Source organism: Methylorubrum aminovorans (genome assembly GCF_022179725.1).
Lineage (GTDB): Bacteria > Pseudomonadota > Alphaproteobacteria > Rhizobiales > Beijerinckiaceae > Methylobacterium > Methylobacterium aminovorans.
Window position 1 is genome coordinate 119,920 of sequence record NZ_BPRC01000002.1, and the last position, 25,570, is coordinate 145,489.

Genomic DNA, 25,570 nt, shown 5'->3' on the forward strand with positions numbered 1-25,570 from the left:
TTTTTTCGGACTCCCGTGGGCAGGCCTGCGGGACGGTGGATCACTCCGATCCACGGAGCATTCCCTTCCCCGCTAAGGGGGAAGGGAATGGGAGTTTTACGCCGCGCGGGCGAGCACGTCGGCCACGGTCTGTCCGAACGAGCCCGGATCGGGCGCGACCGTGAGGCCGTAGGACTTCATGATCTCGGCCTTCTCCGCGGCGCTGTCGCCGGTGGCCGAGATGATCGCACCGGCATGCCCCATGCGGCGGCCCTTCGGAGCGGTGAGGCCGGCGACGAAGCCGATCACGGGCTTCGAAAAATTCTCCTTGATCCAGGCCGAGGCCTCGGCCTCCTGCGGGCCGCCGATCTCGCCGATCATCAGCACCGCTTCCGTCTCGGGATCCTGCTCGAACAGGGCGAGGTGGTCGAGGAAGGAGGAGCCGTTGATCGGATCGCCGCCGATGCCGACCGAGGTCGAGATGCCGATGCCGAGCTCCTTCATCTGCGCGGCGGCCTCGTAGCCCAGCGTGCCCGAGCGCGAGATCACGCCGACCTTGCCCGGCAGGTAGATGTGGCCGGGCATGATGCCGAGCATCGACTTGCCCGGCGAGATGATGCCGGCGCAGTTCGGGCCGACCACCATGGTGCGCTTCTCTTTCGGGTAGCGGCGCAGGTAGCGCTTCACCCGCATCATGTCCTGGGCCGGAATGCCGTCGGTGATCGAGCAGACGAGCCGCAGACCCGCATCGGCCGCCTCCATGATCGCGTCCGCCGCGAAGGGAGGCGCCACAAAGGTGATCGAGGTGGTGGCGCCGGTGGCCTCCACGGCCTCCTTGACGGTGTTGAACACCGGCACGCCGCAATGGGTCTTGCCGCCCTTGCCGGGGGTGACGCCGCCGACGACGTTGGAGCCGTAGGCGATCATCTCCTTGGCGTGGAAGGTGCCCTTGTCGCCCGTGATGCCCTGAACGAGGATCGGGGTCTTCTCGTCGATGAGAATGCTCATGGCGTGATTCCTCCCTCTCTCGTCAGTGCTTGGCGCCGTGGCAGGCTTCAACGGCCTTGCGCGCGGCTTCCGTGAGGGTGTCGGCGGTGATGAGGTCGAGCCCGCTCTCGGCGAGGATCTTCTTGCCCTCCTCGACATTCGTGCCGGCGAGCCGCACCACGAGCGGCACGTCGATCTTCACCTCGCGCGCGGCCTTCACCACGCCCTCCGCGACCCAGTCGCAGCGGTTGATGCCGGCGAAGATGTTGACGAGGATCGCCTTCACGTTGCGGTCGGACAGGACCAACCGGAAGGCCGTGGCGACGCGATCCGGGCTGGCGCCACCGCCCACATCCAAGAAGTTCGCCGGCTCACCGCCCGCGTGCTTGATCATGTCCATGGTCGCCATGGCGAGCCCGGCGCCGTTGACGATGCAGCCGATCTCGCCGTCCAGCCCGATATAGCTGAGATTGTGCTCGGCCGCCTGGGCCTCGCGGGGATCGCCCTGGGACGGATCGTGCATGTCCGCGATGTTGCGGCGACGGAACAGGGCGTTGTCGTCGAAGGACATCTTGGCGTCGAGCGCCAGCACCCGGTCGTCCTTCGTGACGACGAGCGGGTTGATCTCCAGCATGGTGCCGTCGCAGTCGCGGAACGCCCGGTAGGCGTTCATGATGGTCTTCACCGCGGCCGAGACCTGCTTGATGTTGAGGCCGAGCTGAAACGCGATCTCGCGGGCCTGGAATTGCTGCAGGCCCACCGCCGGCTCGACCACGACCTGGATCAGCGCCTCGGGCTCCTTGGCGGCGATCTCCTCGATGTCCATGCCGCCGCGCTGAGAGGCGATGACGCGGACGCGCTCGGCCTTCCGGTCGAGGACGTAGCCGAGATAGAGTTCGCGCTCGAACGGGTCGGCGGTCTCGATGTAGACGCGCTGGACCGGCTTACCCTCGGGGCCGGTCTGAAGCGTCACGAGGCGCTTGCCCAGCAGATCGCGGGCGGCGTCGCGTACCTCGTTGTAGGTGCGGCAGAGCTTGATTCCGCCCGCCTTGCCGCGGGCACCGGCATGAATCTGAGCCTTCACCGCCCAGAACGAGCCGCCGAGTTCGGTCGCGGCGTAGACCGCCTGATCCGGGCTGAAGGCCACGGCGCCCTTCGGGACGGCGACCCCGAAGCTCGCGAGCAGCTCCTTGGCTTGGTACTCGTGAACGTCCATCGAGACCTCCTTCGCGTTTCCGTCGTTTTTGTTGGGCCAACCTTCGCGGAAAAATTACTTTTCGGGAAGCGGGTCGGCTCTCAATTTTTTCTTGTTTTCGGCTTTAGTTTGCTTGCCCGGCAGAGACTTAGCGGGCTTCTAAACTGAGGAACATGCGGGGCAGGGCACGGATCACGGCGACGCTCGCCCCACCCTCGTCCTCATCCGGAGGCGCCGGAGCGCAGAGGAGGCCTCGAAGAATGTTCCGGGAATCGCGCGGGACCTGGAGCATCCTTCGAGGCCGCTTCGCAGCACCTCAGGATGAGGGACAGGTTTAAGGCGGCGGACATCCCTCTCGGTCTTTTCGCCCCCGTCATTGCGCGGCAGAGCCGAAGCAATCCAGGCCTCCGCCTGCTCCGGAAAAGTCGCGCCCCTGGATCGCCTCGCATCCGCTTGCGATGACGGCAGGGGACGCGAACCGCCTCAGTTCACCTTGGCCTTCACGACCTCGTAGACCCGCTCGTTGATCGCTCCGGCCTCGGCCAGCAGACCTTCCAGCTCCTTCAGCCGCTCCTCGGCGAAGGCGCGGTCGTCGAGGCCCTTGGCGTTGACGTAGACGTTGAGCGCGGCCGAGCGCAGACCGGCATAGGCCGAGAGCACCGCGACGCCGGCATCGGAAATGACGTTGAGATTGCCCTTCTCGGCAGCGATCTCGGCCAGATCGATCACCTCGCGGCAGACGCGGCAGCAGGCGAGCGGCACGTCGGTTGCCGTCTTCAGCGCCTCCTGGATTTTCTGGGCGCGGGCGGCCTTCTCATCGTCGGTGGTCTTCGGCAGCCCGTAGGCGCCCATCACCGCGTCGAAGGCCTCGACGTCGTCGGCGATCATGCCGGTGAGCGTCCGGCGCAGGCCCTCCGACTTCTCCAGCACCTGCTTCAGGTCGGCTTCGACCTCGACGTACTTCTTCTTGCCGATGGTGAGGTTGCAGACCATCGAGACCAGCGCCGCGCCCATGGCGCCGGAGATCGCGGCGGCCCCGCCGCCGCCGGGGGTCGGGGCCGAACTGGCCAGACCGTCGAGGAAGGTTTCGATCGTCTCGTTCGCGGCCATGGCTTCCCTGCCCTGTCGGTTCTTGTTGATTTCATGGGGCGGCGCCGGCCCGAGACCAGCGCCACCCGGATCGTCCGTGGAGCGTCAGGCCATTTCCTTGGCCAGCTTGTAGATCTCCTCGGCGTCGAACACGCCCTCGCTCGACTCGAACAGCTTGGCGATGCAGGCGCGGTGCAGCTTGAGCTTCAGGCCGCCGATGCCAAGCGCCCCGAAGGCGCGCTTGCCGCCATACTCCTTGCCCTTGTCGGTCGCCTCGATTCCGCCGATGCCGAGCGGCGGCTGGGCGTTGTAATCGGCCACGATCTCGATCGAGGCCTCGTTCTGCCAGGCCGCCTGCGGCAGCAATTCGAGGCCGATCGCGCCGGCGGTGAAGACGAGATGGGCGCCCTTGATCACTTCCGAACGCGAGGCGTCGTCCGGGGTCTCGGCCGCGGCGACGTTCACCTTGAAGCGCTTGTTCACGGAGTCGGCCGCGGCCTGCGCCTTGTCGAGCTTGCGCCCGCACAGCACGACCTCGGCGCCCTCGCCGGCCAGCAAAGCGGCGGAGCGCATGCCGACCGGGCCGGTGCCCGCGAGCACCACGGCCTTCTTGCCCTTCACCGAGCCGCCCGCCGCCTTGACGACGAGCGCCACGCCCGCCGCAGCGGTCGTGTTGGAGCCGTTCGAATCGAGCATGCAGGAGACGCGGAACGGGCCGAAGAAGCGCTTCTTCACCGCCGCGAACACCTGCTCGCCGGCCGCCATGTCGCCGCCGCCGACGAAGATCGCCGTCGACTGCTTCTCTTTGCCGCCGCGGGTGTAGATCGTGCCGTCGACATAGGCACCGACGTTCTCGGGCGTGACGTTGCCGTAGCCGGTGATGTGGTCGGCACCGCCGTCGTAGCCGACGACGACGTCGAACACGCTCGGGGTGGCATCGGTGTCGAACTGGAAGAGCAGCTTCTTGGACATGATTCCTCTGGGCAAGTTGGCCGCGCGAGGCGCGGAGCGCTTCCTTGAGCGGCCCCGGAGGCCACTCATTCAAACCGTCATTCCAGGGCGCTGACAAGCGAACCCGGAATCCACCCGTGATGCGGCGACGAGCACCGATCCGTCGTGCCGAGTCGTGGACTCCGGGTTCCGCTGCGCGGCCCCGGACTCACGAGCGGGTGGTTGGCCTTACGCCTCGACGACGTTCTGCGGCTTGCCCGCGACGTAGGCCTCGACGTTGTCCACGAGCTGGTCGGCGAGGATCTGCATCGCTTCCTTGCTCGCCCAGGCCACGTGGGGCGTGACGATCAGGTTCGGCAGGTCGGCGTCGCACAGGATGTTGCCGTCCTTGGGAGGCTCCTGGGCCACCACGTCGAAGCCGGCGCCGCCGATGGTGCCGTCCTTGAGCGCCTGGAGCAGGGCCGCCTCGTCCACCAGCCCTCCGCGGGCCGTGTTGATGAGGATCGCGGACTTCTTCATCTTCTTGAGCTGCTCGGCCCCGATCATGTTCCGGGTGTCGGGGGTCAGCGGCACGTGCAGCGTGATGACGTCGGACTGGGTCAGGATCGTTTCGAGATCCACGAGCCCGTCCTGCGGGAACACGTCGTAGGCCAGCACCTTCATGCCGAGGGCCTCGGCCCGCTTGGCGATCGACTTGCCGAGCGCGCCGTAGCCGATGATGCCGAGCGTCGAGCCGGCGATGTCGTAGATCGGGTAGTCGAAGTAGCAGAACTGCTTCGACTTGTTCCAATCACCCCGGCGCACGGAGTTGGCGTAGGGCACGATCGCGCGACGGAGCGCGAACATCAGGCCGATGACGTGCTCGGGGACCGTGTTGAAGGCGTAGTTGCGGATGTTGACGACGGTGATGCCCTGGGCCTTCGCCGCGGCCTTGTCGACGACGTCCGTGCCCGTGGCGGCCACCGCGATCAGCTTCAGGTCGGGAAGCTGCTTCAGCGTGTCGGCGCGCATCGGCACCTTGTTGATCAGCGCGATCTCGGCGCCCTGAAGGCGCTCGACGATCTCTTCCGGCGTCCAGGTCGACTCGTATTCCTTGTACTCGTGCGGGAAGTTGAATTCGCGCACGGTCGCGTCGAGCGACTCGCGATCGAGGAAGACGACTTTCTTTGTCATTCTGGACCCCTTCCGGATCGACCGGCGGACGAGCGTGTCTCTCACGAACCTCCCGCGGCCCCGTCGTCGCCGGAGCGAGAACGATCAGGGGTCGGGCGTTTCGCGAGGCACTGGCGCCGGCCCCGTTTCCTCACCTGCTTTGACGCGTCTCCCGCGAAGCGGCCGGAAAGCCGGACGTCTCGCGGGGCGCGTTTTCTACTTAGCGGAAGCGGCGCCGTTTGAACCGGCGCCGCCGCCAAAAAATCAGGACTTCGAGAGGGGGTTCTCGCGCAGGTAGCTGGAGGCCGCGGCCACACCCGAGCCCGGCGTCACCTTCACGCCGTTGTCGAGGAGCGACATCTCGGCACCGGCGATCGCGCCGAGCAGGGACAGCTCGTTGAGATCACCCACGTGGCCGATGCGGAACACCTTGCCCGCGACCTGGGACAGGCCGGCGCCGAGCGCGAGGTTGTAGCGCACATAGGCGTGCTTGATGATCTTGGCCGCGTCCACACCCTCGGGCGCCAGGATGGCGGTGACGGTGTCGGAGTTCCACTCCGGCGACTTGGCGCAGGTCTTCAGGCCCCAGGCCGCGACGGCCTGACGGGTCGCCTCGCCGAGCACGGCGTGGCGGTGGTAGACGTTCTCCAGGCCTTCCTCGAACAGGCAGGCGAGCGCCTCGCGCAGGCCGTAGAGCAGCGGCAGCGGCGGGGTGTAGGGGAAGTAGCCGGCCGGGTTCTGCTTCTTGTGGTCTTCCCAGTCGAAGTAGACGCGGGCGAGACGGTCGTTGCGGCCGGACTGGCCCTCGGCCGCCTTGAGCGCCTTCTGGCTGACGCAGATCACGCCGAGGCCGGCCGGCAGCATCAGGCCCTTCTGGGAGCCGGCGATGGCGCAATCGACCTTCCACTCGTCGGCGTAGAACGGCAGCGAGCCGATCGAGGACACGCCGTCGACGAAGAGCATGGCCGGGTGGCCGGCGGCGTCGATCGCCTTGCGCACGGCGCCGATGTTCGAGGTCACGCCGGTCGCGGTCTCGTTATGGACCACCATGACGGCCTTGATCTGATGATCCTTGTCGGCGCGCAGGGCCTCCTCGATCTTCTCGGGCTTGGCGCCGGTGCCCCACTCCTCCTCCTGGACGATCACGTCCAGGCCGAGGCGCTGGGCCATGTCGATCCAGAGGTGGCTGAACTGGCCATAGCGCGAGGTCAGCACCTTGTCGCCGCGGGCGAGCGTGTTGGTCAGCGCCGATTCCCAGATGCCGGTGCCGGAGGCCGGGAACAGGAAGATCGTGCCCTCGGTCGAGCCGAACACCTTCTTGGTGTCCTCGAAGAGCGGCTTCGTCAGGGACGGGAAATCGACCGAGCGGTGATCCTCGGACTGCACCATCATGGCGCGCATCACCCGGTCCGGGATGTTGGTCGGGCCGGGAACGAACAGGTGGTTGCGTCCCGGACGTCTCGTTGCCGCCATGAAAGTTTCCTCCAATTTAAGTCGTTCTGGGCGGGCCGGCCTTTCGCGGCCGTGATCCGCCCGATCCTGATGACAGGCACGCGCCCGCCGCGAAACGTCGTTCAGCCCCGCCGCAAAGCGGCGCGCGAAAAATCTCGCGCGGGCCGGGACCCCACCACTGCGATGTCGGATCGTTGATCGGCCCGGAGCGGCGAAACGGCCGTCATGCCGCCCGCGTCGCGGCGCGTGCAGCCACGCCGGTCGCCTCCAGAGGCCCGAACCCTCGATGCGTCAGCCCAGCGCTGCATTCAAGCGCGCTCCTGCTGATTGTCCAGCGCTCCCATCCGTCCCGGCCATTCCCGCACCACTGAGGGATGCTTCCCGCGCGGATCGAAACACGCGCGGCGGATGACCTTGGCTGCCGTTATGCCTCCCCTGCCTGGGAATGGAAAACGGAAAAAACTGAACTGAAAAACAAAAAGATTTTCGCATGCACGGGCCGCGGGCGGGGTCTGCGGCGGGCGGTCCCGACGTTGCGTGGCGAATTCCGTCCCGCCGCCTGGAAGGGCGATCGGGCAACCGGAGCGCGGCATGATGATGCCCGCTGCCGTCATCAAACTGAGATCGGAATGCGATTTGGCTCTCTCCTGTCGCGATGCGGTTGTGAGAGGCCGGAGGCGCCCGTGTCCCAAGATCCGGAATCGACCATCCGCGTTCGGACGCTGTTTCTGTCCGATCTTCATCTCGGCACCAAGGGCTGCCAAGCGGCCCTGCTGCTCGACTTCCTGCGCGACGTCGATGCCGATACGATCTACCTCGTCGGCGATATCGTCGACGGCTGGCAGCTCCGCTCGGGCTGGTACTGGCCGCAGGCGCATAACGACGTGGTGCAGAAACTGCTGCGCAAGGTGCGCAAAGGCGCCCACGTCGTCTACGTGCCGGGCAACCACGACGAGTTCCTGCGTGACTATATCGGCATGACCTTCGGCGGCATCGAGATCGCCGACAGCCGGGTCCACGTCGCGGCCGACGGCAAGCGCTACCTCGTCATCCACGGCGACCAGTTCGACATGGTCGTGCGCCATTCCAAGTGGCTCGCCCATCTGGGCGACTGGGCCTACACCACGGCGCTGACCGTCAACACCGTGGTCAACCGCGTACGCCGCCGCCTCGGGCTGGCCTACTGGTCGCTCTCGGCCTGGGCCAAGCTGAAGGTGAAGAACGCGGTCAACTTCATCGGCCAGTTCGAGACATTCCTGGCGAGCGAGGCCCGGCGCCAAGGGGCGGACGGGGTGATCTGCGGCCACATCCACCACGCGGCCCACCGCGAGGTCGAGGGGCTGACCTACCTCAACACCGGCGACTGGGTGGAATCCTGCACCGGCATCGTCGAGCACTACGACGGCCGCATGGAGGTGCTGCACTACCCGACCATGCTGCGCGAGCGCCGCGCCGCGGAGAGCTTCGAACCCGAGATCCGCCGCGCCGTCGCCTGAGCCATGCAATCTTTCGTGAGGCCGGCATGAGGCTGCTGCTCGCCACCGATGCGTGGCACCCGCAGGTCAACGGCGTGGTGCGCTCCGTCGAGCGCATGGCCGAGGCCGGTGCCGGACTCGGCGTCGAGCCGCTGATGCTGACCCCGGCCGATTTCGCCTCGCTGCCGATGCCGGGTTATTCCGAGATCCGGCTTTCGCTGGTCACCCGTGGGCGGGTGCTCGCGCGCTGGAAGCGGCTGGCGCCGAGCCACGTCCACATCGCGACCGAGGGGCCGATCGGCCACGCGGTGCGCGCCGCCTGCCTGTCGCTGAACCAGCCCTTCACCACGAGCTACCACACCCGCTTTCCCGAATACCTTGCCGCCCGCGCGCCGGTGCCGGAAGCCTGGAGCTATGCGTGGCTGCGCCGCTTCCACGCGGCGGCGAGCGGCACCATGGTCAGCACGCCCTCGCTGGAGCGGGAGCTTTCGGGGCGCGGCTTCACCCACCTGATGCGCTGGACCCGGGGCGTCGACACCGAGCTTTTTCGGCCTCGCGACCGCGACGCCTTCCCCGATCTGCCGCGCCCGATCTTCCTCTCGGTCGGGCGGCTCGCGGTCGAAAAAAATCTCGCCGCCTTCCTCGCCCTCGACCTGCCGGGCTCCAAGGTGGTGGTCGGCGACGGGCCGGACCGGGCCCGGCTCCAGGCCCTGGCCCCCGACGCGCATTTCCTCGGCGCGCTGACCGGCGAGGCGCTGGCGCGGGTCTATGCCGGCGCCGACGCCTTCGTCTTCCCGAGCCTGACCGACACCTTCGGCATCGTGCTGCTCGAAGCCCTGGCCTCCGGCCTGCCGGTGGCGGCCTTCCCCGTCACCGGCCCCCTCGACGTCATCGGCGGCACCGATGCAGGCGTCCTCGATGCCGATCTGCGCACGGCCGCGCTGGCCGCGCTGACGATCCCGCGGGAGCGATGCCGGGCGGAGGCCCTGCGCTACACCTGGGCCGAGAGCGCGCGGCAATTCTACGACAACATCGCGACCGCGCACGCGCTGGGACCGATGCAGCGCCCCGACCGCCGTCCGAGCGCGGACGCCCTGCCTCGCCCCGGCTGATTTCCCCCTCGTCGGCCCCCTTGTCCGCAGGGCTTTCGCCGGCCTCGGGATGACGGACGCGCGCGGGAATGCGAGGGTCGGCGCCATGCCCCCCCGCTCGAACCCCGTCAAAGCCGCGCGCCCCTTCGACCCTTCCCTCGCCGCGACCTACCCGGCGGTGATCGGCTGCGATGAGGTCGGGCGCGGCGCGCTGTGCGGGCCGGTGATGGTGGCCGCCGTCTGGTTCGACCCCCTCGCCTTCCCCCCCGAGATCCTGGCCCGGCTCGACGACAGCAAGCGCCTCGACCGTGCGACGCGCGAGGCCCTGACGCCGCTGATCCGGGCACATGCGCGGGTCTCGCTCGCGGGCGGCTCGCGGGCGCTGGTGGATCGGGTGAACGTGCGCGGGGCGACCCTCGACGCCATGCGCCGGGCGGTCGCCGGCCTCAGGCTCGATGCGACCGTGCTGGTGGACGGGCGCGACGCGATCCCCGGCCTGACGCAGGCTTGTCGCGCCGTGGTCGGCGGCGACCGCCTCGTGCCGCAGATCGCCGCCGCCTCCATCGTCGCCAAGACCGTTCGCGACGAGATCATGCGCCGGCTCGCCCTGCGCCATCCGGCCTATGCCTGGGAGCGTAACGCCGGCTACGGCACCGCCGCCCACCTCGCCGGGCTGACGACGCAGGGGCGCTCCCCGCATCACCGGGTGAGCTTTACGGGGCGGTTCGAGGCCGCGGCCGTGGTCTCGGGAGGGTGATGCGGTGCCGGCTCGGTTGCGGCGGGCGCCGTCGCGCCCCTCCTCCCGCAGGCGGGGCGAGGGGGCTGCGCTCTCCGTACGAGCCCCCTTAGAACAACGCGAGTTGATCCCCCGCGCGCGGTGGCACGCGGAAAAGCTCCGTCGTCTGGCGGACCGGCTCCTCCGGGAAGCCGAGGCGGCGCTTGGCGAGCGCGAAGCGGCGGCGGATCAGGTCGGCGTAGGGGCCTTGGCCGATCATGCGGGTGCCGAAGGCGGCATCGTAGGTCTTGCCGCCGCGGGCCGCACTCAGCAGAGAGAACACGTGCGCCTTGCGCCCCGGATAATGCTCCGTGAACCAGTCGCCGACGAGGTCGTCGAGTTCGTGTGGCAGGCGCAGCAGCACGTAGTTCGCCTCTCGCGCGCCGGCCGAACGGGCGGCTTCGAGGATCGCCTCGATCTCGTGGTCGTTGAGCGAGGGGATGATGGGGGCGGCGATTACCATCACCGGTACGCCCGCCTCGCTTAAAGCCCGGATCGCCTCCAGGCGCTTGCGCGGATGCGGCGCGCGCGGCTCCAGGCGCCGAGCGAGATCCGGATCGAGGGTGGTGACGGAGATCGCCACCTTCACGAGACCCTGCGCCGCCATCTCGGCGAGCAGGTCGCGGTCGCGCAGGATCAGGTTCGATTTGGTGACGATCCCGACCGGGTGACGGAAGTGGGCGAGCACCTCCAGCACGGCGCGGGTGAGGCCGTGGGTGCGCTCGATCGGCTGGTAGGGATCGGTCGCGGTGCCGAGCGCGATGGTCCGCGGCCGATAGCCGGGCGCCGACAATTCCCGCTCCAGAAGCACCGCGGCATCGGGCTTGGAGAACAGCCGCGTCTCGAAATCGAGGCCCGGCGAGAGACCGACATAGCTGTGGTTCGGCCGGGCGAAGCAGTAGATGCAGCCGTGCTCGCAGCCGCGATACGGATTGATCGAGCGATCGAAGGGGATGTCCGGCGAGGCGTTACGGGTGATGATGTGGCGGGCGCGCTCCGCCGTCACCTCGGTGCGCCGGGACCGCTCCGCTTCGTCGGGCCAGCCGTCGTCGAAGCTCTCGCGCCGGGTCGCCTCGAAGCGTCCGTCCGGGTTGGCAGTCGCCCCGCGTCCGCGGCGGGCCTCGGGCGCGACCTGGGACGCCTCGTAGCGGCGGCCATCCGGCCCGCCTCGCATTGGCTTTCGCCTGTCACCCACTCCGACGCCCATCGCATCCCCGCCGCCCTATCGACTGTCGGCTTAGGAACATATCAAGAACATTGAAAGCCCGAATGCACAAGTTTCATGCAGCAGCAGACTTTCCCCCCTCATTCGGGGCCGTCCACGGGAACGGCTGCGCAAGGAAGGCTTTGCGAGGGCGTAAAATCGGTTATTCGCGCGGCATGATCTCCGGCCTCATCCACGTGGCACGATCCTCCGACCCGGTCGCGATCGAGTGCCTCGCCGACACGCTGAGCGCGCTCGTCGCGGGCGTGGCGGCCGGCCTCGTGGGCGATGCGGTGATCGTCACGGCGGAGAGCTGTCCGGCCCTCGAGACGATGGCCGAAGGCAGCGGCGCCACCCTGGTGGTGCGCCCGCCCGGCGCCAATCCGTGGGGCGCGGGCGCGCGGGCGGCGCGGCGCGAGTGGCTTCTCTGCCTGGAGCCGGGCGACATCCCGGCGGAGGGCTGGATCCGCAGCCTCGACCGCTTCGTCGGCACGGCCCGTCCGGACATGGCGCTCGGCCGGATGCGCCGCGCGCACGCGGCCCTGCCGGCCCGGATCGCCGCGCGGGGGGAAAGCGTCGTCGGCGTGCGCGGTCCGCGACCGGGCGACGTGGTTCGGCGCGAGCGGTTGCTCGCGGGCCTGCCCTTCTCGCCCCGGCTCAAGGTGCGGATGCTGTCGGCCCGCCTCGACCGCGCCTGACGAAAGCCGGTTCGGTGCTCCGACGCTTCGGGATCAGCCGACCCGGAACCACGCAGGCGCGGCGCGCATCAGCACCATCACCGCGGTGGCCGCGAGCGCTGCGCCGATGGTCGTCTCGGCCGAATGCGCGTATCCGGCCCGTTCGAGGACCGTGGCGGCGGAAGCAATCGTCAGCGCGATGCCGGCGGGAACAAGATGCGAGGCAGAGGCGTTCATACCTCTGGCTCTACACGATTTGGCTTGCGCGGGGATGATGCCGACGCCTCGGCGCGCCGACAAAATTGCGCGAGCCCGCCCCACGCCATGCCCCGAACGCGAAAGGCCGCCCCGTTGCCGGGGCGGCCTCGACGCATCCGCGCAGGGATGGAAGCGGGACGCTTACTTGATCTTGGCTTCCTTGAACTCGACGTGCTTGCGCGCGACCGGGTCATACTTCTTCATGACCATCTTCTCGGTCTGCGTGCGGGAGTTCTTCTTCGTGACGTAGAAGTAGCCCGTATCGGCGGTCGAGACGAGGCGGATCTTGACGGTAACGGCCTTGGCCATGGCGGGGCGCTCCTAAAGCGGGTCGAGGGGCGATTCGCTGGTGGCGCGCCAGCGCAGGCGAAACGCAAAAGGCCGGGAAGCCCCGGCCGAATTCCGGCGCGGTCAATGCCCGATGGGAGGGGCTTCGTCAAGCCACGGGCCGCGGCCTGCCTTCACCGCGGCGGGTAGGTGTGTCCCTCGGCCGGGAAGCGGCCCGCCTGCACCTCGTCGGCGTAGGCGCGCACCGCCTCCTCGATATGGGTGCGCAGCGAGCCGAAGCTCTTGACGAATTTCGGCACCCGGTCGCTGAGGCCCAGCATGTCCTCGAGCACGAGGATCTGGCCGTCGCAGGCGGCGGTCGCGCCGATGCCGATGGTCGCCGCGCGGATCGCGGGGTCGGTGGCGATGGCCCGCGCCACCGGCTCGACGATGCCCTCCATGACGATGGAGAAGGCCCCCGCATCGCTGATCGCGCGGGCATCGGCCCGCAGCCGGTCCTCGTCGCCGGCCCCGTGGCCCTGCACCTTGAAGCCGCCCATCGTGTTCACCGATTGCGGGGTGAGGCCGATATGCCCCATCACCGGCACCCCTCGCTCGGTCAGGAAGGCGACCGTCTCGGCGAAGCGCGCGCCGCCCTCCAGCTTGATCGCGCCGGCGCCCGTCTCCTTGAGCACGCGGGCGGCGTTGAGGAAGGCCTGCTCGCGGCTCGCCTCGTAGGAGCCGAACGGCATGTCGACCACGACCAGGGCGCGCGAGGTCCCGCGCATCACCGCCTGGGCCTGGAGAATCATCATCTCCAGGGTCACCGGCAGGGTCGATTCCATACCGTGCATGACCATGCCGAGGGAGTCACCCACCAGCACGAAGTCGCAATAGGCATCGACGATGCGGGCGGTGTGCGCGTGGTAGGCCGTGAGCGCGATGATCTTGCGCCCCTCGGCCTTGCGCTTGATCAGATCGACCGCCTGGAGACGACGGGTTTGAACGACCTGCGACATGGCTCGTGATCCGGAAGGCTGGCATTCCCGGGGTGCCCGGCGGGCCGGGCACGGCGTGCGGAACGCCTCTATAGGCCCGTTCGCGCTGCCTCGCAGGGGGCCTAGGGGCCGGTTCCGGTGGATCGGACGAGAAGTGTCACCCGGAGGGGCTCGGCCTTCTCCTGCAGGAGCGTCCCGGTTCTTCACGCGTCGGCCATCGGCCCCGTGGCCGACGGACGATGTGAAGTTTAACGCGGTCGCCCCGTCTGCCCTTTTGCGGGCGTTTCCTCCCTAGACTTCGGACCACCTCCGGGCGTGCCGTTTTTCCGCCACATCTTGATCGGTGTCAATGGCCTGCCCGATCATCGAGAGACTTGAGGTTGCTCGAAATTCCGTTGCAGGAGCGGCCCGACCGCATGATGGCAACGATGTGTCAGAGCGCTTTTTCGAGGAGTTGCTCGATCCATTCGGGCTGAGTCTCGCCGACCGAGCGGGCTACTTCAGTCTTACCCTTGTAGACGATGAGCGTGCTCTGCATCTGCGCTCCGAACCGGCGCACGAGGTCGCGCTGCGTGTCGAAGTCGATCGTGAAGACGGCGAGCGCCTTGAAGCGCGGATCGGCCGAGAGCGCCGCCAGGATCGGCTTCTGAGCCCGGCAGATCGGACACCAGGGCGCGGAGATCTGCACGAGGATCGGCCGCCCCTCGCCCTGGGCCGCCTCGAAGGCCTGCGCGTCGTAGGCGACCGGCTCCGTCGCGTGACCGGGACCGGGCAGGCCGAAGGCCAGGAGCGCGGGTGCGAAGGCGAGGAGGTGGCGGCGGGTCGTCATCGGCACATCCTCATGGCGCTCCCCCTCGTCCCTCGGCGCCCGGCTTCCTCAGCGTTCGGCCGCGCGCGCACCGGTCGCCGCCGTCCAGGCCGGATCGGGCTTGGCGACGGCGGTGTCGTGATCGTCCTGCCAGCCCTCGACGCCGAGGGGGAACCAGTGGACGCGGCTGTAGCCGGCCGCGACCAGCCGCTTGCCGGCGTTCCAACTGCCCCAGCATTCCGGCCGGCAGAAGGTCACCACCGGCTTGGCCCGATCGCCGCCGGTGAGCTCGGCCACCCGCCGCAGGAAGGCCTCCTCCTTCTCGGGGCTCAGCGGCGCGCCGCCGGCCCCCGGCATCCAGACCGCGCCGGGAATCGAGCGGTGGGTCGGCAGCCAGGGCCGGTCGGCGGGCAGGCCGGCCGGCCGGTGGTCGGCGAGCACCACGTCGATGAGAACCGGACCTTCCGGCAGCAGGGCTTCGAGCCCCTTCCGGTCGATGACCGTCGCGCCCTTGAGGGTCGCCGGGGTGTAGCCCCGCGGTGGCCCGGTATAGAGGCCGTCGGGCTCCGGCACGTTGACCGGCGAGTCGGCGGGCCCGGCCGCGCCGAGCAGAAGCCCGAGGAGGGGCCCGATGGCCGTGACGGCCGCGACCCTGGCGATCACCCGCACGCTCCGCTCCCTCGCCATCAGTTGCTCGCCGACGGAAGCGGGAAGCTCTGCTCCCAGCGTCCGCCCTGGTTGTCGGAGGCCACGACCTTGACCGGGCCCCGGATGTCGGGCCGCATGGCGAAGTTGATGACCGGGTTCGAGGCGATCGAGATGTCGCCGGCGAGGTGGAACACCAGCGTGTCGCCCGCGGTCACGTCGAGCTTCTCAATGTAGCGGGCGGGCGTGTAGTCGCGGGTGAGCTGGTTCATCTGCATGCCCGAGAAATTCGGGTGGCGGACCATCAGCGTCGCCTCGATCGGCTTGCCGGCCTGAGGCTCCCCGGCGAACTTCAGGCGCATCTCGCCCATGCCCTTCATCGCCTCCTCGTCGCTCATGCCCATCGGCGCCGAGCAACCGCCCGACGCCTTGACGAACTTGGCCGATTCGAGAAGCCGGCCGTCCTTGGTCTCCACCACGGCGTGAACGTTGGTGTAATTGTTCACCCGCACCCGGAGCTTGATCTCGCCCGGATCGGCGGCCGGGCCGAAGGTGAAGCGCGCCGCGTAGGGCGAGGGGTTGTCGTCGATGACGAAGGAGAGGCCCTTCACGCTGTCCTTGTCGGCGAGCGTCAGGCCGATCGGCACCAGGGCGGCATCGAGCGCGCGGGCCGGGGCGTCGATGGCGACCGCGCTCGCGCTGGCCTCGACCTTCCGGTCGCCGAAGATCGAGGTCTTGATCTCGCTCCAGCGGGCGGCGCGCTCCTCGTCGGTATCGGTGGCGCCGGCCATGCCGGGGACGGGCGCGAGCGCCGCCGCGGAGAGCGTCAGGCCGAGGGCGAACATCAGGCGTTTCATGGTCTTCTCCTTCTGGCAAGCCCCAGGAAGCGTGCGGCGGGTCATTCCCACTCGAGTTCTTGGTAGGCCTGCGTGACGTTGCGGCCGTTATAGGTGTCGAACAGGGCCCACTTGTCCCGCTCGCCCTGAGCTACCGTCCGCACCGCGGCCTCGATCGGCACGCTGCCGGCCACCGCCTTGCGGGTCTCGTCGCGCAGCGCCGAGAGATAACGCGCGAGATCGTCCGTCGCCGGCGCGAAGGCCACTCGCGTCGGGCCGTGGCCCGGCACGGCATCTGTGGCGCCGGCCGCCTTCAGCTGCTCGATCGCCTTGAACCAGCCGAGCAGGCTGCCATCGAGCGAAGGAACGCGGCCGACGAAGAGAAGGTCGGCGGGAAACAGGAGCCCGCTGCCGGTGTCGAGCATCGACAGGTCGCACGTCGTATGCGCGCTAGCGTGGGCGGTGAGCCGGAGCGTGCGGTCGCCGAGGTCGATCTCCGCCGTGTCCCGCACCTCCATCGTCGGGTAGACGACCTCCCCGGCCTTGTCCGCCCCGAGGATCTCGGCGAGCCGCTGGCGGTAGAATTCACCGCGGGCATCGAGCGCGCCACGCAAGCCCGCATGGCCGACGAAGGTCGGGTTGTCGCCGCGGAAGGCGGCGGCGCCGAAGACGTGGTCGGGATGCACGTGGGTCAGCATCACGTAGCGGATTGGCTTGTCGGTGCGCCGGGTGATCTCCCGACGCAGCCACTGCCCGTCGGCGAGGCTGCCGCCGGATTCCGTGACGAGCACGCCGTCGCGCCCGATGATGAAGCCGATATTGGCAATGCCGTCGGCGTTCTCGGGCGTCGCTTCGGCGTCCGGCCCCCGGCGGATGAAGACGCCCGGCGCGACCTCGTCCATAGACAGCGCGTCGGCCGCGAAACCGGGCCGCGGCAGGCAGCACAGGCACAGGCCCGCGAACAGGGCCGCGCGGCGCGTGAGGGGAGCGCTCCGACGGGCGCTCACCGCCCGCCTCCGCCGGACTCCCGACCCAGGCACGTCCGTGCCGCCATCGGCCGCTTTCTCCCGCTGATTTTGTCGATATAGTGCAAACCATCTAGTAGGTAGATTTTTCGGCCGTCAAGTGCCACCCTCGCGAAACGAAGAGGGTCGTCGCGAGCACGTGATCGGCCCGGCACGAACGGACGGACGATGAGAGACACGCGCGCGTCCCTCCTCAGCGAGGCCGAGATCCTGGTGCGCGGCCGGGGCTATTCCGGCTTCAGCTACGCCGACCTCGCCGAGGCGGTCGGCATCCGCAAGGCCAGCATCCACCACCATTTCCGCACCAAGGAATCACTCGCTCAGGCACTGATCGAAGCCTACGACGCGCGTTACGACGCGGCGCTCGACGCGATCTCGGACGCGACCGGCGACGGGGTCGCCCGGATCGAGGCCTATGGCCAGCTCTATCTCGGCGGGGTCGAGCAGGGACTCGGCTGCCTGTGCGCGGCGCTCGCCGTCGAGCTGGAAACGCTCCCCGAGACCCTGCGCCGCGCCATCACCGCCTTCTTCGACAAGCACATCGCCTGGCTCGCCGGGGTGATCGAGGAGGGACAGATCGACGGCAGCGTCCGCGCCGGCCTCGACCCGCAGGCCCATGCACGGCTGATCGTGGCGGCCCTGGAGGGCGCGCTCCTGTTGGAGCGCTTCCTCGCCGGACCGGAAGGATTCGGATTGACGCTGGCGGCGCTCGGCGAGGGGCTGCGGCCAGCCTCCTGACGATGACAGGGCCGGGATGCGTCACGTCGGCCTTCCACGGCCGCCGGATGATACAATATGACAGGTATCATCGCCCCACCGTACACGTCCCAGGATCCCGTATGTCCGACGCCTCCCCCCTCGCCGCCTCGTCCGAGAAGATCCCGGTGACGGTGCTCACCGGCTATCTCGGGGCGGGCAAGACGACACTGCTCAACCGCATCCTCACCGAACAGCACGGCAAGCGCTACGCCGTGATCGTGAACGAGTTCGGCGAGATCGGCATCGACAACGACCTCGTGGTCGGCGCCGACGAGGAAGTGTTCGAGATGAACAACGGCTGCGTCTGCTGCACCGTGCGTGGCGACCTGATCCGCATCATGGACGGGCTGGTGAAGCGGCGCGGCAAGTTCGACGCGATTATCGTCGAGACCACCGGGCTGGCCGATCCCGCCCCCGTCGCCCAGACCTTCTTCGTCGATCAGGATGTCGGCGAAGCCGCCCGGCTCGACGCGGTAGTGACGGTGGCCGACGCCAAATGGCTCACGGACCGACTCGCCGATGCGCCCGAGGCCAAGAACCAGATCGCGTTTGCCGACGTGATCCTGCTCAACAAGTCCGATCTCGTTTCGGGCGAAGACCTCGACCGGGTCGAGAGCCAGATCCGCGCGATCAACCCGTGGGCCAAGGTCCACCGCACCGAGCGCTGTGCGATCCCGCTCGATCAGGTGCTCGACCGCAACGCCTTCGATCTCTCGCGCATCCTCGACGTGGAGCCCGACTTCCTGGAAGAAGGCCACCACCATCACCACGACGAACAGATGCAGTCGGTCTCCGCCAAGATCGACGGCCCGGTCGATCCGGAGAAGTTCATGCCCTGGATCTCGAACCTGACCCAGGTTCAGGGACCAGACATCCTGCGCTGCAAGGGCATCGTCGTCTTCCCCGACGAGCCGAAGCGCTTCGTTTTCCAGGGCGTGCACATGATCCTGGACGGCGATGTCCAGGGGGAGTGGGGCGCCGACGAGCCGCGTGTCTCTCGCGTCGTGTTCATCGGCCGCAACCTCGACCCGGAGGCCATCCGCGAGGGCTTTTTCGCCTGCAAGGTGTGAGGCGGCCCTCCGCCCGGCGGTTCCGATCGGGCCCAGGCACGAAAAAAGGGCCGCCCTCGCGGGCGGCCCTTGCTGCGACCGGTCTATGGGTCGGGCGTTATGGGTTGAACAACAGGCTCGTGGCGCCGAACACGGCGGTCGCGATTCCGACCGCAAGCGCACCGATCATTCCGTAAGAAAACGCCTTCATCATCCTTCAATCCGTTTGATCCGCGCGCCTGTCGCCGACCGGATGTCGGGTCGGCGAAGCAGTCCGCATCCAGTCAGGGAAGGGGGCGTGGCACCGGCCCCGATCCGGCGGGATCAGCAGCGGTTGCCGCCGGCGGTCTGGCCGTACTGCTTGACCGGGAAGTTCTGCTGGTTGGCGTTGCCTTCGGCTGCCGAATTCATCGGGCAGGCGGCGTAGAACGGGCTGTCATAGGTGCCGAGCGGAGCCGACCAGCCGGACACCACCGGAGCCGGGTAGCCATGCGTATGAGGGAGGGCCATGGCAGACGTAAGCGGAGCGACGCCGAGAACAAGTCCGGCAACAGCAGCAGCGATACGGTTCTTCATCAATTTCTCCGATCTGAATATCAGTTGGGCCAGGCCATCACGGCTCGCCTCGTCTTCGATAAACTGAATATGGGAAGCGCTTGCCCGGCGTGCCGTGCCGTGGCGCACCCGCTGATAGGGAACCAAAACGCTGCGGCGTCCGCGGCTCCAGTCATGGGCGCGACAGCCGGGCCATTCGACCTGTATCCCTCGAGAGATTGATCCCGCGCCGGATCGAAGATCGGATCGGTACGGGTGCTGGCGAAAGTCGGGGCGCCGCGGCACGGGCGCAGCGTCACGCCCTGACAGGGGGCGCCTGGAGCGCTTTTCGGGGTGTTGGTTAAAACGCAACCTTTCGGTGGTTCGATCAGCCCGGTTGAGGGGTCCGCAATCCTGCCGGATGCCGCGTCGAGCGGCTCGGGCAGGTGGCGTGCGCGGCACCCCGCGAGAGTTCGAGTTCGCCGATGTCCTCCACGACAGCCGCGCTGACGGGCGCGACGGCCGCCGCGTCGCCGTCGCGTTGGGCCGCGGGCGCCTGGGGCCGCGTCCCAGCCCTGCGCGTCATCCAGGGGCTGGCGACCCTCCTCCACGCCGCCTTCATCTTTTTCGCCTGCTTCGCCTTCTCGGATGCCTCGCCCTACGACCTCGTGGCGATCCCGACGATCGTGCTGTGGCTGGCGCTCGGCATCCGCCTGCACCGGGGGGCGGTGCCCCTCGTGCTCCTGCTCCTCGTCTACCTCGCGGGGATCGGGATTGCGTTGCTGCCCTACCTCAACGAGCCGCTCTCGGTGACGTGGACGGTGCAGCTCGCCTACCTGATCGTGACCTGCCTCTTCTTCGCGATGCTCTATGCCGACGACACGCGGGCGCGCATCGAGGTCGCGCTGAAGGCCTACACGGCGAGCTGCGTGCTCTCAGCGGCGCTGGGCATCGTCGGCTACCTGCAGCTCCTCGGCATCGAGGACCTGTTCTACAAGTACGGCCGGGCCTCGGGCACCTTCCAGGACCCGAACGTGTTCGGCTCCTTCCTGACGCTGGGCGCGCTCTACCTGATCCACGGCCTCCTCTCGGGCTCGACCCGGTGGCCGCTCCTGTCGCTGGCGAGTCTCGTCGTCGTGATGGCGGGCATCTTCCTGTCGTTCTCCCGCGGCTCCTGGGGCGGCACGGTGATCGCGGTCACCGTGATGATCGGGGCGCTCTACGTGACGAGCCGCTCGCCGGCCCTGCGGCGGCGGATCGTGACCCTCGGCCTCGTCACTATCGGCTTCGGCGCGGTTGCCCTCGCGGGGCTCCTCTCGATCGACAGCGTCGCCCAGACCTTCCAGACCCGCGCCGCGGTCACGCAGGATTACGACGAGGGCGAGACCGGCCGCTTCGGAAACCAGATCCGCGGCATGGGGATGATGCTGGAGGAGCCGCTCGGCCTCGGCCCGCTGCGCTGGCGCCAGATTTTCAACCTGGAGCCGCATAACTCCTACATCGGCAGTTTCGCCAACGGCGGCTGGCTCGCGGGCGCCACCTTCATCGCCCTGGTGGCAGCCACCTGCTTCGTCGGCTTCCGGCTGATGCTGCGCCCCTCGCCCTACCGGGCCTACGCACAGATCGTGTTCCCGGCGCTGCTGATGTTCTTCGTCCAGGCGATGCAGATCGACGTGGAGAAGTGGCGGCACGTCTACATGATGCTCGGAATGGTCTGGGCATTGGAAGCAGCCCGTCTGCGCGGGGCGAATCCACCCTTGACCCTCCCCCTCCCGCGGCGCATCGAAGGACATCCGAACGTTGCATCGCGGGTCGGGACGGGCGGGGCTATGGTCGGAGGCGGATACGCGGCGTTCGGAACGAAGGTGAGTCCGTGACCACGGGATCGGCGAGCGAGGCCGAGCGCCTCGCAGCCCTGCACGCCCTGCGCATTCTGGACAGTGATCCGGAGGCGCAGTTCGATGCCGTCTGCCGGACGGCGCAGCGCCTGTTCGGCGTCGCGGTGGCCTACATCTCCCTGGTCGATGCCGAGCGGCAATGGCTGAAGGCCTGCGCGGGCACCATGCCGATCCAGACGCCGCGCGAAGACTCCTTCTGCGACAGGACGATCGAGCAGGATGCGCTGCTCGTCGTATCCGACGCCCGCCGCGACCCGCGCTTCTCCGCTCTCGGGATCGTTACCGGCCCGCCGCACGTCGTGTTCTACGCGGGCGCTCCACTGACCCTGCGGCCGGGCGTGCAACTCGGCTCCCTCTGCCTCATCGATCCGCAGCCGCGCGACTTCACGCCGGACGACGCGGCGGCCCTGCGCGACCTCGCCGAGATCGTGACCGCGCAGATGCGGCTGCGGCGCGACAACCTCGCCTTCGCCAGCGAGCGGGCGCTGCGCCAGATCCACGAGAGCACCATCCGCGCCCAGGGTGACGAGATCGAGCGGCGGGCGAGCGCCAACTCCCTCCTCACCATGGCCGAGCAGATCGCCCAGGTGGGCCACTGGCGCATCAATTTCGCCAGCGGCCACCCGATCTACTCGGAGAGCCTGCTGCGCATCGCCGGTCTGGACCCGGCGGCGCCCGTGGGCCGGCATCCCGGCCTCGCCGAGTTGTGCCATCCCGCCGATCGCGGGCGCGTCGAGGCCGTCATCGCCGCGGCGATCGCGGGCTGCCAGGATTTCGAGTTCGAGGCGCGGTTCGCGCGGCCCGACGGAACGGTCCGCGACGTGATGGTGCGGGGCACCTGCAAGACCGACGAGGCGGGCCGGACGATCGGGCTGTTCGGCATCCTGATGGACGTGACCGACCGGGTGCAGATCCAGGCGGAGATGCGCCGCAGCGAGATGCGCTACCGCAGCCTCGCCGACGCCCTGCCGCTGCTGGTCTGGACCGTCGATCCGGAGAGCGGCGAGGCGACCTACGCCAACACGCGCTTTGAGGAATATTACGGACCGATCGGTGCCGCGCGGGTGCAACGGCTCGCCCGCAACCATCCCGACGACGCCGCGGCCATGGAGGTGGCGTGGCAGGCGGCCCAAGCCAGCGGCCAGGGTTACGACGGGCAGTGGCGCCTGAAGGCGCGGGACGGCTCCTACCGCTGGCACAAGATGTCAGTCACCCCGATCCGCAACGCGGCCGACCCTGACGAGGTGGCCGAGTGGATCGGCACCGCCCTCGACATCGACGAGATCGTCTCCGCGCGGCTCGCCGTGGAGGATACGAGCCGCCTGCTCGGCATCGCCCTCGAAGGCGCGGAGGCCGGAACCTTCGACTGGAACCTGCGCACCGGCATCACCGTGCTCTCGCCGGAGAGCGTGCGCCTCTACGGCCTGCCCGAAACCGGCGGACCGCGCGCCCTGGCACCGACGGAATGGACCGCGACCATCCACCCGGACGACGTCGTCGAGGCCTGGAACCGGATCCACCACGCCGTCGATAGCCAGAGCCGCTTCATCGCCGAATATCGGGTGGGTGGGCGCTGGCTCTATACCTCCGGTCGCACGCTCTACGACGGCGACGGCCGGCCCTACCGGATGCTCGGGCTGCATCTCGACATCACCGAGCGCAAGGCGGCCGAGGCGGCCCTGCGCGCGGCCACGGCGGAAGCCCGCGCCGCTACGGTGGAGGCCGAGCGGGCGAGCGCGGCCAAGAGCGAGTTCCTCGCGGCCATGAGCCACGAGATCCGCACGCCGCTCAACGGCATCCTCGGCTATGCCGACCTGCTGCTCGACCGGCCCGGCCGGGATCCGGAGGATCAGCGCCGTCTGGAACTGATCCGCGTGTCGGGCGAAGCCCTGCTCACCGTGGTCAACGACGTTCTCGACGTCTCCAAGATCGAGGCCGGCCAGCTCGAACTCGATCCGCTTCCCTTCGGTCTCGCCAAGCTGATCGACGACACCGTTGCGATCATGCGCGGCAGCGCGCTCAAGAGCGCGCTCACCGTCGAGGCGCGGATCGACCCCAACCTGCCCGCGAGCGTGATCGGCGACGCGAACCGCCTGCGGCAGGTGCTGTTCAACCTGCTCAACAACGCGGTCAAGTTCACGCCGGCGGGCTCCGTCACGCTCAGCGTCCGCTACGAGGGATCCGTCCGCGGCGCCGACGGCCTTGCCCTGGAAGCCCTGCGGTTCGAGATCAGCGATACCGGCATCGGCATCGCGCCCTCGCAGCGGCACCGGCTGTTCAAACCCTTCAGTCAGGTCGACGGCTCGATCAGCCGGCGCTTCGGCGGGTCGGGACTCGGCCTCGCGATCTGCCACCGCCTCGTCACCATGATGGGGGGCGAGATCGGGGTCGAGAGCCTGGAGGGCGTCGGCTCGACGTTCTGGTTCACCCTGGCCCTGCCGCGCGGCGCGGCACCACCCACGGCCGAGGCCGCCATCCTCACCCGCCGCCCGGATGCGGCGGAGAGCGTCCGTCTGCTGCTCGTGGAAGATGTTCCGATCAACCAGACGCTGGCCCGCGCCGTGCTCGAGGCGGAGGGCTATCGCGTCGATGTGGCGGGCGACGGGCACGCGGCGCTCGCGGCCGTCGAGGCGGCCTACGGCCCGGACGGCGACACCGCCCCCTACGCCGTCGTGCTGATGGACGTGCAGATGCCGGGGATGGACGGCCTGACCGCCACCCGCCGGATCCGAGCCATGGCGGGCCCCGCCGCCCGCCTGCCGATCGTGGCGATGACGGCGAACGTCCTCGACGGACAGATCCACGACCTGATCGCGGCGGGCATGGACGACCACATCGGCAAGCCCTTCAAGCGTGCCCAGCTCCGCGCCGTGATCGAGCGCTGGCGGCCCGTCGGCGCGGAGCGGGCGCGCGAAGAGGCGGCGGTCACCGGGGCGCCCCGGCAGGACGACAGGCCTTCCCCCTTCCGCCCTCAGCCCGTGCTCGGGGCCGGCGAGCCCGGTGAGGGTCCCGTGCTCGATCGGGCCGCCTTCGCCGCCGTGCAGGATACGATGGGCCGCGAGCGCGTGCTGTCGCTCCTCTCGCTGCTCGAGCTCGATCTCGAACTGCGCTTCCTCCCGGAGGGCGTCGAGCCGAACCGGATCGATTTCGACCGGGAGCAGCTCGCCTACGACGCCCACGCCATGGTCGCCGCAGCAGGCGCCCTCGGCTTTGTCGCCCTGTCCGATCTGTGCCGCGAGATCGAGGCGGCCTGCCGGGACGGCGGCGACCTGCCCGGCCTGATCCACCGCCTCGCCACGCTGCGGATGGATACGCTCGGCGCGATCCGGGCGCTGCGGGCGGCGTGACCCCCCTTGCGGCCCCGCTCGAACGAGCTATGTTTCTGCTCAAAGGAGCAGCATAGATGTCCGATATGAGGGTCATCGTCCCGGCCAAGCGGAGGAAGCTGCAAGACGCACGCTCCGGCTCCCGCCCTTTCGCCTATCTCGATCTCTATCGCGCCTCACCCTTCGACCGCATCGAAGTCATCAAGGCCGGCGTCTCGGCCAAGTCGGTCAAGCGCTTCATCACCGCGCTGCACCTCGACCAGCAGGTGATGTTCGACGCCCTCAATCTGAAGACGGCCACGGTGAACAAGAAGGCGGCCAAGGACGAGCCCCTCTCGGCCGAGGACAGCGAGCGGGTCGTCGGTCTCGCCAAGCTCGTCGGGCAGCTCGAAGCGATGATCGAGGAAGCTGGGGAGGCCGAGAATTTCGATGCGCCGGCCTGGCTGTCGCGCTGGCTGCGCGAGCCCTTGCCGGCGCTCGGCGGCGGCAAGCCGCTCGACCTTCTCGATACGATGGAAGGCCAGGCACTGGTCTCGCGCGCGCTGGCGCAGATCCAGAGCGGAGCCTATGCGTGAGTCGATCGCTCTGGCGGATCGGCACCGATGCCAGGACCTACACCGCCGACGACCTGTCGGGGACCGGGGCCAAGCTCTCCGGCGGCCGATGGAATGCCGTCGGGGTCGCTCTCGTCTACGCGGCGAGCAGCCGTGCGCTGGCCTGCCTCGAAACCTTCGTCCATCTCAATGCCGGCGGCCTGCCGCTGAACCGATACCTCGTCGAGATCACGGTGCCGGACGAGGTCTGGGCAGCGGCCGAGGTCGCGACGCCGGATACGCTGCCTGTCGGCTGGGACGCCGAACCCGCGGGCCTCGACAGCCTCGCCTTCGGCACGGACTGGGCGAACGATCATCGCTCGGCGCTCCTGCTGGTCCCCTCCGTCATCGTGCCGGAGGAGCAGAACGGCCTCATCAATCCCGTCCATCCCGACGCGGCGAAGATCACGGCGCGCAAAGTCCGGAAGGGGCTCTACGACCCGCGCCTCGACCGCGACCGGCTTCCGTTCGCGTGAGGGGCCGCGTTCGTCCCGAGAAGGGTACGTCTTGAGATCGCCGCTCCGCCGCGCCACCTGACAGCCCGTCC

General features: G+C 68.9%; 26 protein-coding genes. 10 read left to right on the forward strand and 16 right to left on the reverse strand.

The window, feature by feature from the left end; translation table 11 throughout:
- Positions 1-96 precede the first annotated feature (96 nt).
- The 7 genes from sucD to MFF24_RS05600 all read right to left on the reverse strand — a co-directional run bounded on the left by sucD (position 97) and on the right by MFF24_RS05600 (position 7,419).
- On the reverse strand, positions 97-987 hold the full coding sequence (gene sucD, locus MFF24_RS05570; RefSeq protein WP_108939802.1) for a succinate--CoA ligase subunit alpha: 891 nt from the start codon (positions 985-987) through the stop codon (positions 97-99).
- 22 nt (positions 988-1,009) lie between these two features.
- Positions 1,010-2,182 carry a malate--CoA ligase subunit beta gene (locus MFF24_RS05575; RefSeq protein WP_108939801.1) on the reverse strand — a complete coding sequence of 391 codons (1,173 nt, stop codon included), beginning with the start codon at positions 2,180-2,182 and terminating at the stop codon, positions 1,010-1,012.
- Positions 2,183-2,644: 462 nt separating this feature from the next.
- Complete coding sequence (gene fchA, locus MFF24_RS05580; protein WP_238223090.1) at positions 2,645-3,271, reverse strand: methenyltetrahydrofolate cyclohydrolase; 627 nt, start codon at positions 3,269-3,271, stop codon at positions 2,645-2,647.
- Between the two features lie 84 nt (positions 3,272-3,355).
- Positions 3,356-4,222: an NADP-dependent methylenetetrahydromethanopterin/methylenetetrahydrofolate dehydrogenase gene (locus MFF24_RS05585; RefSeq protein ID WP_238223092.1), complete on the reverse strand. Its 867-nt coding sequence runs from the start codon at positions 4,220-4,222 to the stop codon at positions 3,356-3,358.
- 207 nt (positions 4,223-4,429) lie between these two features.
- Entirely contained in the window at positions 4,430-5,374 is a 945-nt protein-coding gene (locus MFF24_RS05590) for a D-2-hydroxyacid dehydrogenase (protein WP_108939798.1), read from the reverse strand.
- Between the two features lie 243 nt (positions 5,375-5,617).
- The gene (locus MFF24_RS05595) at positions 5,618-6,826 is read right to left on the reverse strand and encodes an aminotransferase class V-fold PLP-dependent enzyme (protein WP_108939797.1); all 1,209 of its coding nucleotides are present in this window, start codon (positions 6,824-6,826) and stop codon (positions 5,618-5,620) included.
- Positions 6,827-7,113: 287 nt separating this feature from the next.
- Positions 7,114-7,419, reverse strand: a complete 306-nt coding sequence (locus tag MFF24_RS05600) for a hypothetical protein (protein WP_238223094.1) — start codon at positions 7,417-7,419, stop codon at positions 7,114-7,116.
- Between the two features lie 69 nt (positions 7,420-7,488).
- Here MFF24_RS05600 and MFF24_RS05605 point away from each other — a divergent pair, with 69 nt between their 5' ends.
- From MFF24_RS05605 to rnhB, 3 genes are all read left to right on the forward strand, one after another.
- A complete protein-coding gene (locus MFF24_RS05605; RefSeq protein WP_108939796.1) occupies positions 7,489-8,301 on the forward strand; it encodes a UDP-2,3-diacylglucosamine diphosphatase in 813 nt (270 codons plus the stop codon).
- Between the two features lie 26 nt (positions 8,302-8,327).
- The gene (locus tag MFF24_RS05610; RefSeq protein WP_238223096.1) at positions 8,328-9,392 is read left to right on the forward strand and encodes a glycosyltransferase family 4 protein; all 1,065 of its coding nucleotides are present in this window, start codon (positions 8,328-8,330) and stop codon (positions 9,390-9,392) included.
- Between the two features lie 85 nt (positions 9,393-9,477).
- Positions 9,478-10,128 carry a ribonuclease HII gene (gene rnhB / locus MFF24_RS05615; protein ID WP_238223098.1) on the forward strand — a complete coding sequence of 217 codons (651 nt, stop codon included), beginning with the start codon at positions 9,478-9,480 and terminating at the stop codon, positions 10,126-10,128.
- 88 nt (positions 10,129-10,216) lie between these two features.
- On the opposite strand, the gene MFF24_RS05620 is transcribed toward rnhB, so the two are convergent.
- Positions 10,217-11,353, reverse strand: coding sequence for a PA0069 family radical SAM protein (locus MFF24_RS05620; protein WP_238223100.1), 1,137 nt, complete (start codon positions 11,351-11,353; stop codon positions 10,217-10,219).
- Positions 11,354-11,526: 173 nt separating this feature from the next.
- Between MFF24_RS05620 and MFF24_RS05625 the strand changes: the two genes are divergently transcribed.
- Positions 11,527-12,048, forward strand: coding sequence for a hypothetical protein (locus tag MFF24_RS05625; protein WP_238223101.1), 522 nt, complete (start codon positions 11,527-11,529; stop codon positions 12,046-12,048).
- A 33-nt stretch (positions 12,049-12,081) separates the two neighbouring features.
- Here MFF24_RS05625 and MFF24_RS05630 read toward each other — a convergent pair whose 3' ends face one another.
- The 7 genes from MFF24_RS05630 to MFF24_RS05660 form a co-directional block, all read right to left on the reverse strand.
- Positions 12,082-12,264 carry a hypothetical protein gene (locus MFF24_RS05630; protein WP_108939791.1) on the reverse strand — a complete coding sequence of 61 codons (183 nt, stop codon included), beginning with the start codon at positions 12,262-12,264 and terminating at the stop codon, positions 12,082-12,084.
- A gap of 162 nt (positions 12,265-12,426) precedes the next feature.
- Positions 12,427-12,594: a 50S ribosomal protein L33 gene (rpmG, locus tag MFF24_RS05635; RefSeq protein WP_003602581.1), complete on the reverse strand. Its 168-nt coding sequence runs from the start codon at positions 12,592-12,594 to the stop codon at positions 12,427-12,429.
- Positions 12,595-12,746: 152 nt separating this feature from the next.
- Positions 12,747-13,571 (reverse strand): 3-methyl-2-oxobutanoate hydroxymethyltransferase, encoded by an 825-nt coding sequence (panB, locus tag MFF24_RS05640; protein WP_238223103.1) that lies wholly within the window; start codon positions 13,569-13,571, stop codon positions 12,747-12,749.
- A 412-nt stretch (positions 13,572-13,983) separates the two neighbouring features.
- Positions 13,984-14,379, reverse strand: a complete 396-nt coding sequence (locus tag MFF24_RS05645) for a thioredoxin family protein (protein ID WP_238223105.1) — start codon at positions 14,377-14,379, stop codon at positions 13,984-13,986.
- A gap of 48 nt (positions 14,380-14,427) precedes the next feature.
- A complete protein-coding gene (locus tag MFF24_RS05650; RefSeq protein WP_238223317.1) occupies positions 14,428-15,027 on the reverse strand; it encodes a rhodanese-like domain-containing protein in 600 nt (199 codons plus the stop codon).
- Between the two features lie 17 nt (positions 15,028-15,044).
- Positions 15,045-15,860 (reverse strand): quinoprotein dehydrogenase-associated SoxYZ-like carrier, encoded by an 816-nt coding sequence (locus MFF24_RS05655; RefSeq protein ID WP_238223106.1) that lies wholly within the window; start codon positions 15,858-15,860, stop codon positions 15,045-15,047.
- Positions 15,861-15,901: 41 nt separating this feature from the next.
- Complete coding sequence (locus MFF24_RS05660) at positions 15,902-16,846, reverse strand: quinoprotein relay system zinc metallohydrolase 2 (protein WP_238223107.1); 945 nt, start codon at positions 16,844-16,846, stop codon at positions 15,902-15,904.
- Between the two features lie 186 nt (positions 16,847-17,032).
- Here MFF24_RS05660 and MFF24_RS05665 point away from each other — a divergent pair, with 186 nt between their 5' ends.
- Together MFF24_RS05665 and MFF24_RS05670 are read left to right on the forward strand one after the other, a co-directional pair.
- Positions 17,033-17,602 carry a TetR/AcrR family transcriptional regulator gene (locus MFF24_RS05665; protein ID WP_238223108.1) on the forward strand — a complete coding sequence of 190 codons (570 nt, stop codon included), beginning with the start codon at positions 17,033-17,035 and terminating at the stop codon, positions 17,600-17,602.
- Between the two features lie 101 nt (positions 17,603-17,703).
- Positions 17,704-18,693 carry a CobW family GTP-binding protein gene (locus MFF24_RS05670; protein WP_238223109.1) on the forward strand — a complete coding sequence of 330 codons (990 nt, stop codon included), beginning with the start codon at positions 17,704-17,706 and terminating at the stop codon, positions 18,691-18,693.
- 303 nt (positions 18,694-18,996) lie between these two features.
- Here MFF24_RS05670 and MFF24_RS05675 read toward each other — a convergent pair whose 3' ends face one another.
- Positions 18,997-19,248, reverse strand: coding sequence for a hypothetical protein (locus tag MFF24_RS05675; RefSeq protein ID WP_133088245.1), 252 nt, complete (start codon positions 19,246-19,248; stop codon positions 18,997-18,999).
- A gap of 443 nt (positions 19,249-19,691) precedes the next feature.
- On the opposite strand from MFF24_RS05675, the gene MFF24_RS05680 reads away from it, so the two are divergent.
- Genes MFF24_RS05680 through parT form a run of 4 tightly spaced genes read left to right on the forward strand, consistent with a single transcriptional unit; the run spans position 19,692 to position 25,499 of the window.
- Positions 19,692-21,083: an O-antigen ligase family protein gene (locus MFF24_RS05680; protein WP_238223113.1), complete on the forward strand. Its 1,392-nt coding sequence runs from the start codon at positions 19,692-19,694 to the stop codon at positions 21,081-21,083.
- Positions 21,080-24,451 carry a PAS domain-containing protein gene (locus MFF24_RS05685; protein WP_238223114.1) on the forward strand — a complete coding sequence of 1,124 codons (3,372 nt, stop codon included), beginning with the start codon at positions 21,080-21,082 and terminating at the stop codon, positions 24,449-24,451. The genes MFF24_RS05680 and MFF24_RS05685 overlap by 4 nt, the downstream gene beginning before the upstream one ends.
- 56 nt (positions 24,452-24,507) lie before the next feature.
- A complete protein-coding gene (locus MFF24_RS05690) occupies positions 24,508-25,005 on the forward strand; it encodes an Xre family toxin-antitoxin system antitoxin (protein WP_133088129.1) in 498 nt (165 codons plus the stop codon).
- On the forward strand, positions 25,002-25,499 hold the full coding sequence (parT, locus tag MFF24_RS05695; RefSeq protein WP_238223115.1) for a type II toxin-antitoxin system Prs ADP-ribosylating toxin ParT: 498 nt from the start codon (positions 25,002-25,004) through the stop codon (positions 25,497-25,499). Before MFF24_RS05690 ends, parT begins: the two co-directional genes overlap by 4 nt.
- Positions 25,500-25,570: the final 71 nt, after the last annotated feature.

Bases quoted from the DNA above. Each gene is read 5' to 3' on its own strand.
- sucD (WP_108939802.1), bottom strand. From the start codon at position 987: ATGAGCATTCTCATCGACGAGAAGACCCCGATCCTCGTTCAGGGCATC.
- MFF24_RS05575 (WP_108939801.1), bottom strand. From the start codon at position 2,182: ATGGACGTTCACGAGTACCAAGCCAAGGAGCTGCTCGCGAGCTTCGGG.
- fchA (WP_238223090.1), bottom strand. From the start codon at position 3,271: ATGGCCGCGAACGAGACGATCGAAACCTTCCTCGACGGTCTGGCCAGT.
- MFF24_RS05585 (WP_238223092.1), bottom strand. From the start codon at position 4,222: ATGTCCAAGAAGCTGCTCTTCCAGTTCGACACCGATGCCACCCCGAGC.
- MFF24_RS05590 (WP_108939798.1), bottom strand. From the start codon at position 5,374: ATGACAAAGAAAGTCGTCTTCCTCGATCGCGAGTCGCTCGACGCGACC.
- MFF24_RS05595 (WP_108939797.1), bottom strand. From the start codon at position 6,826: ATGGCGGCAACGAGACGTCCGGGACGCAACCACCTGTTCGTTCCCGGC.
- MFF24_RS05600 (WP_238223094.1), bottom strand. From the start codon at position 7,419: ATGACGGCAGCGGGCATCATCATGCCGCGCTCCGGTTGCCCGATCGCC.
- MFF24_RS05610 (WP_238223096.1), top strand. From the start codon at position 8,328: ATGAGGCTGCTGCTCGCCACCGATGCGTGGCACCCGCAGGTCAACGGC.
- rnhB (WP_238223098.1), top strand. From the start codon at position 9,478: ATGCCCCCCCGCTCGAACCCCGTCAAAGCCGCGCGCCCCTTCGACCCT.
- MFF24_RS05620 (WP_238223100.1), bottom strand. From the start codon at position 11,353: ATGGGCGTCGGAGTGGGTGACAGGCGAAAGCCAATGCGAGGCGGGCCG.
- MFF24_RS05625 (WP_238223101.1), top strand. From the start codon at position 11,527: ATGATCTCCGGCCTCATCCACGTGGCACGATCCTCCGACCCGGTCGCG.
- MFF24_RS05630 (WP_108939791.1), bottom strand. From the start codon at position 12,264: ATGAACGCCTCTGCCTCGCATCTTGTTCCCGCCGGCATCGCGCTGACG.
- rpmG (WP_003602581.1), bottom strand. From the start codon at position 12,594: ATGGCCAAGGCCGTTACCGTCAAGATCCGCCTCGTCTCGACCGCCGAT.
- panB (WP_238223103.1), bottom strand. From the start codon at position 13,571: ATGTCGCAGGTCGTTCAAACCCGTCGTCTCCAGGCGGTCGATCTGATC.
- MFF24_RS05645 (WP_238223105.1), bottom strand. From the start codon at position 14,379: ATGACGACCCGCCGCCACCTCCTCGCCTTCGCACCCGCGCTCCTGGCC.
- MFF24_RS05655 (WP_238223106.1), bottom strand. From the start codon at position 15,860: ATGAAACGCCTGATGTTCGCCCTCGGCCTGACGCTCTCCGCGGCGGCG.
- MFF24_RS05665 (WP_238223108.1), top strand. From the start codon at position 17,033: ATGAGAGACACGCGCGCGTCCCTCCTCAGCGAGGCCGAGATCCTGGTG.
- MFF24_RS05670 (WP_238223109.1), top strand. From the start codon at position 17,704: ATGTCCGACGCCTCCCCCCTCGCCGCCTCGTCCGAGAAGATCCCGGTG.
- MFF24_RS05675 (WP_133088245.1), bottom strand. From the start codon at position 19,248: ATGAAGAACCGTATCGCTGCTGCTGTTGCCGGACTTGTTCTCGGCGTC.
- MFF24_RS05680 (WP_238223113.1), top strand. From the start codon at position 19,692: ATGTCCTCCACGACAGCCGCGCTGACGGGCGCGACGGCCGCCGCGTCG.
- MFF24_RS05690 (WP_133088129.1), top strand. From the start codon at position 24,508: ATGTCCGATATGAGGGTCATCGTCCCGGCCAAGCGGAGGAAGCTGCAA.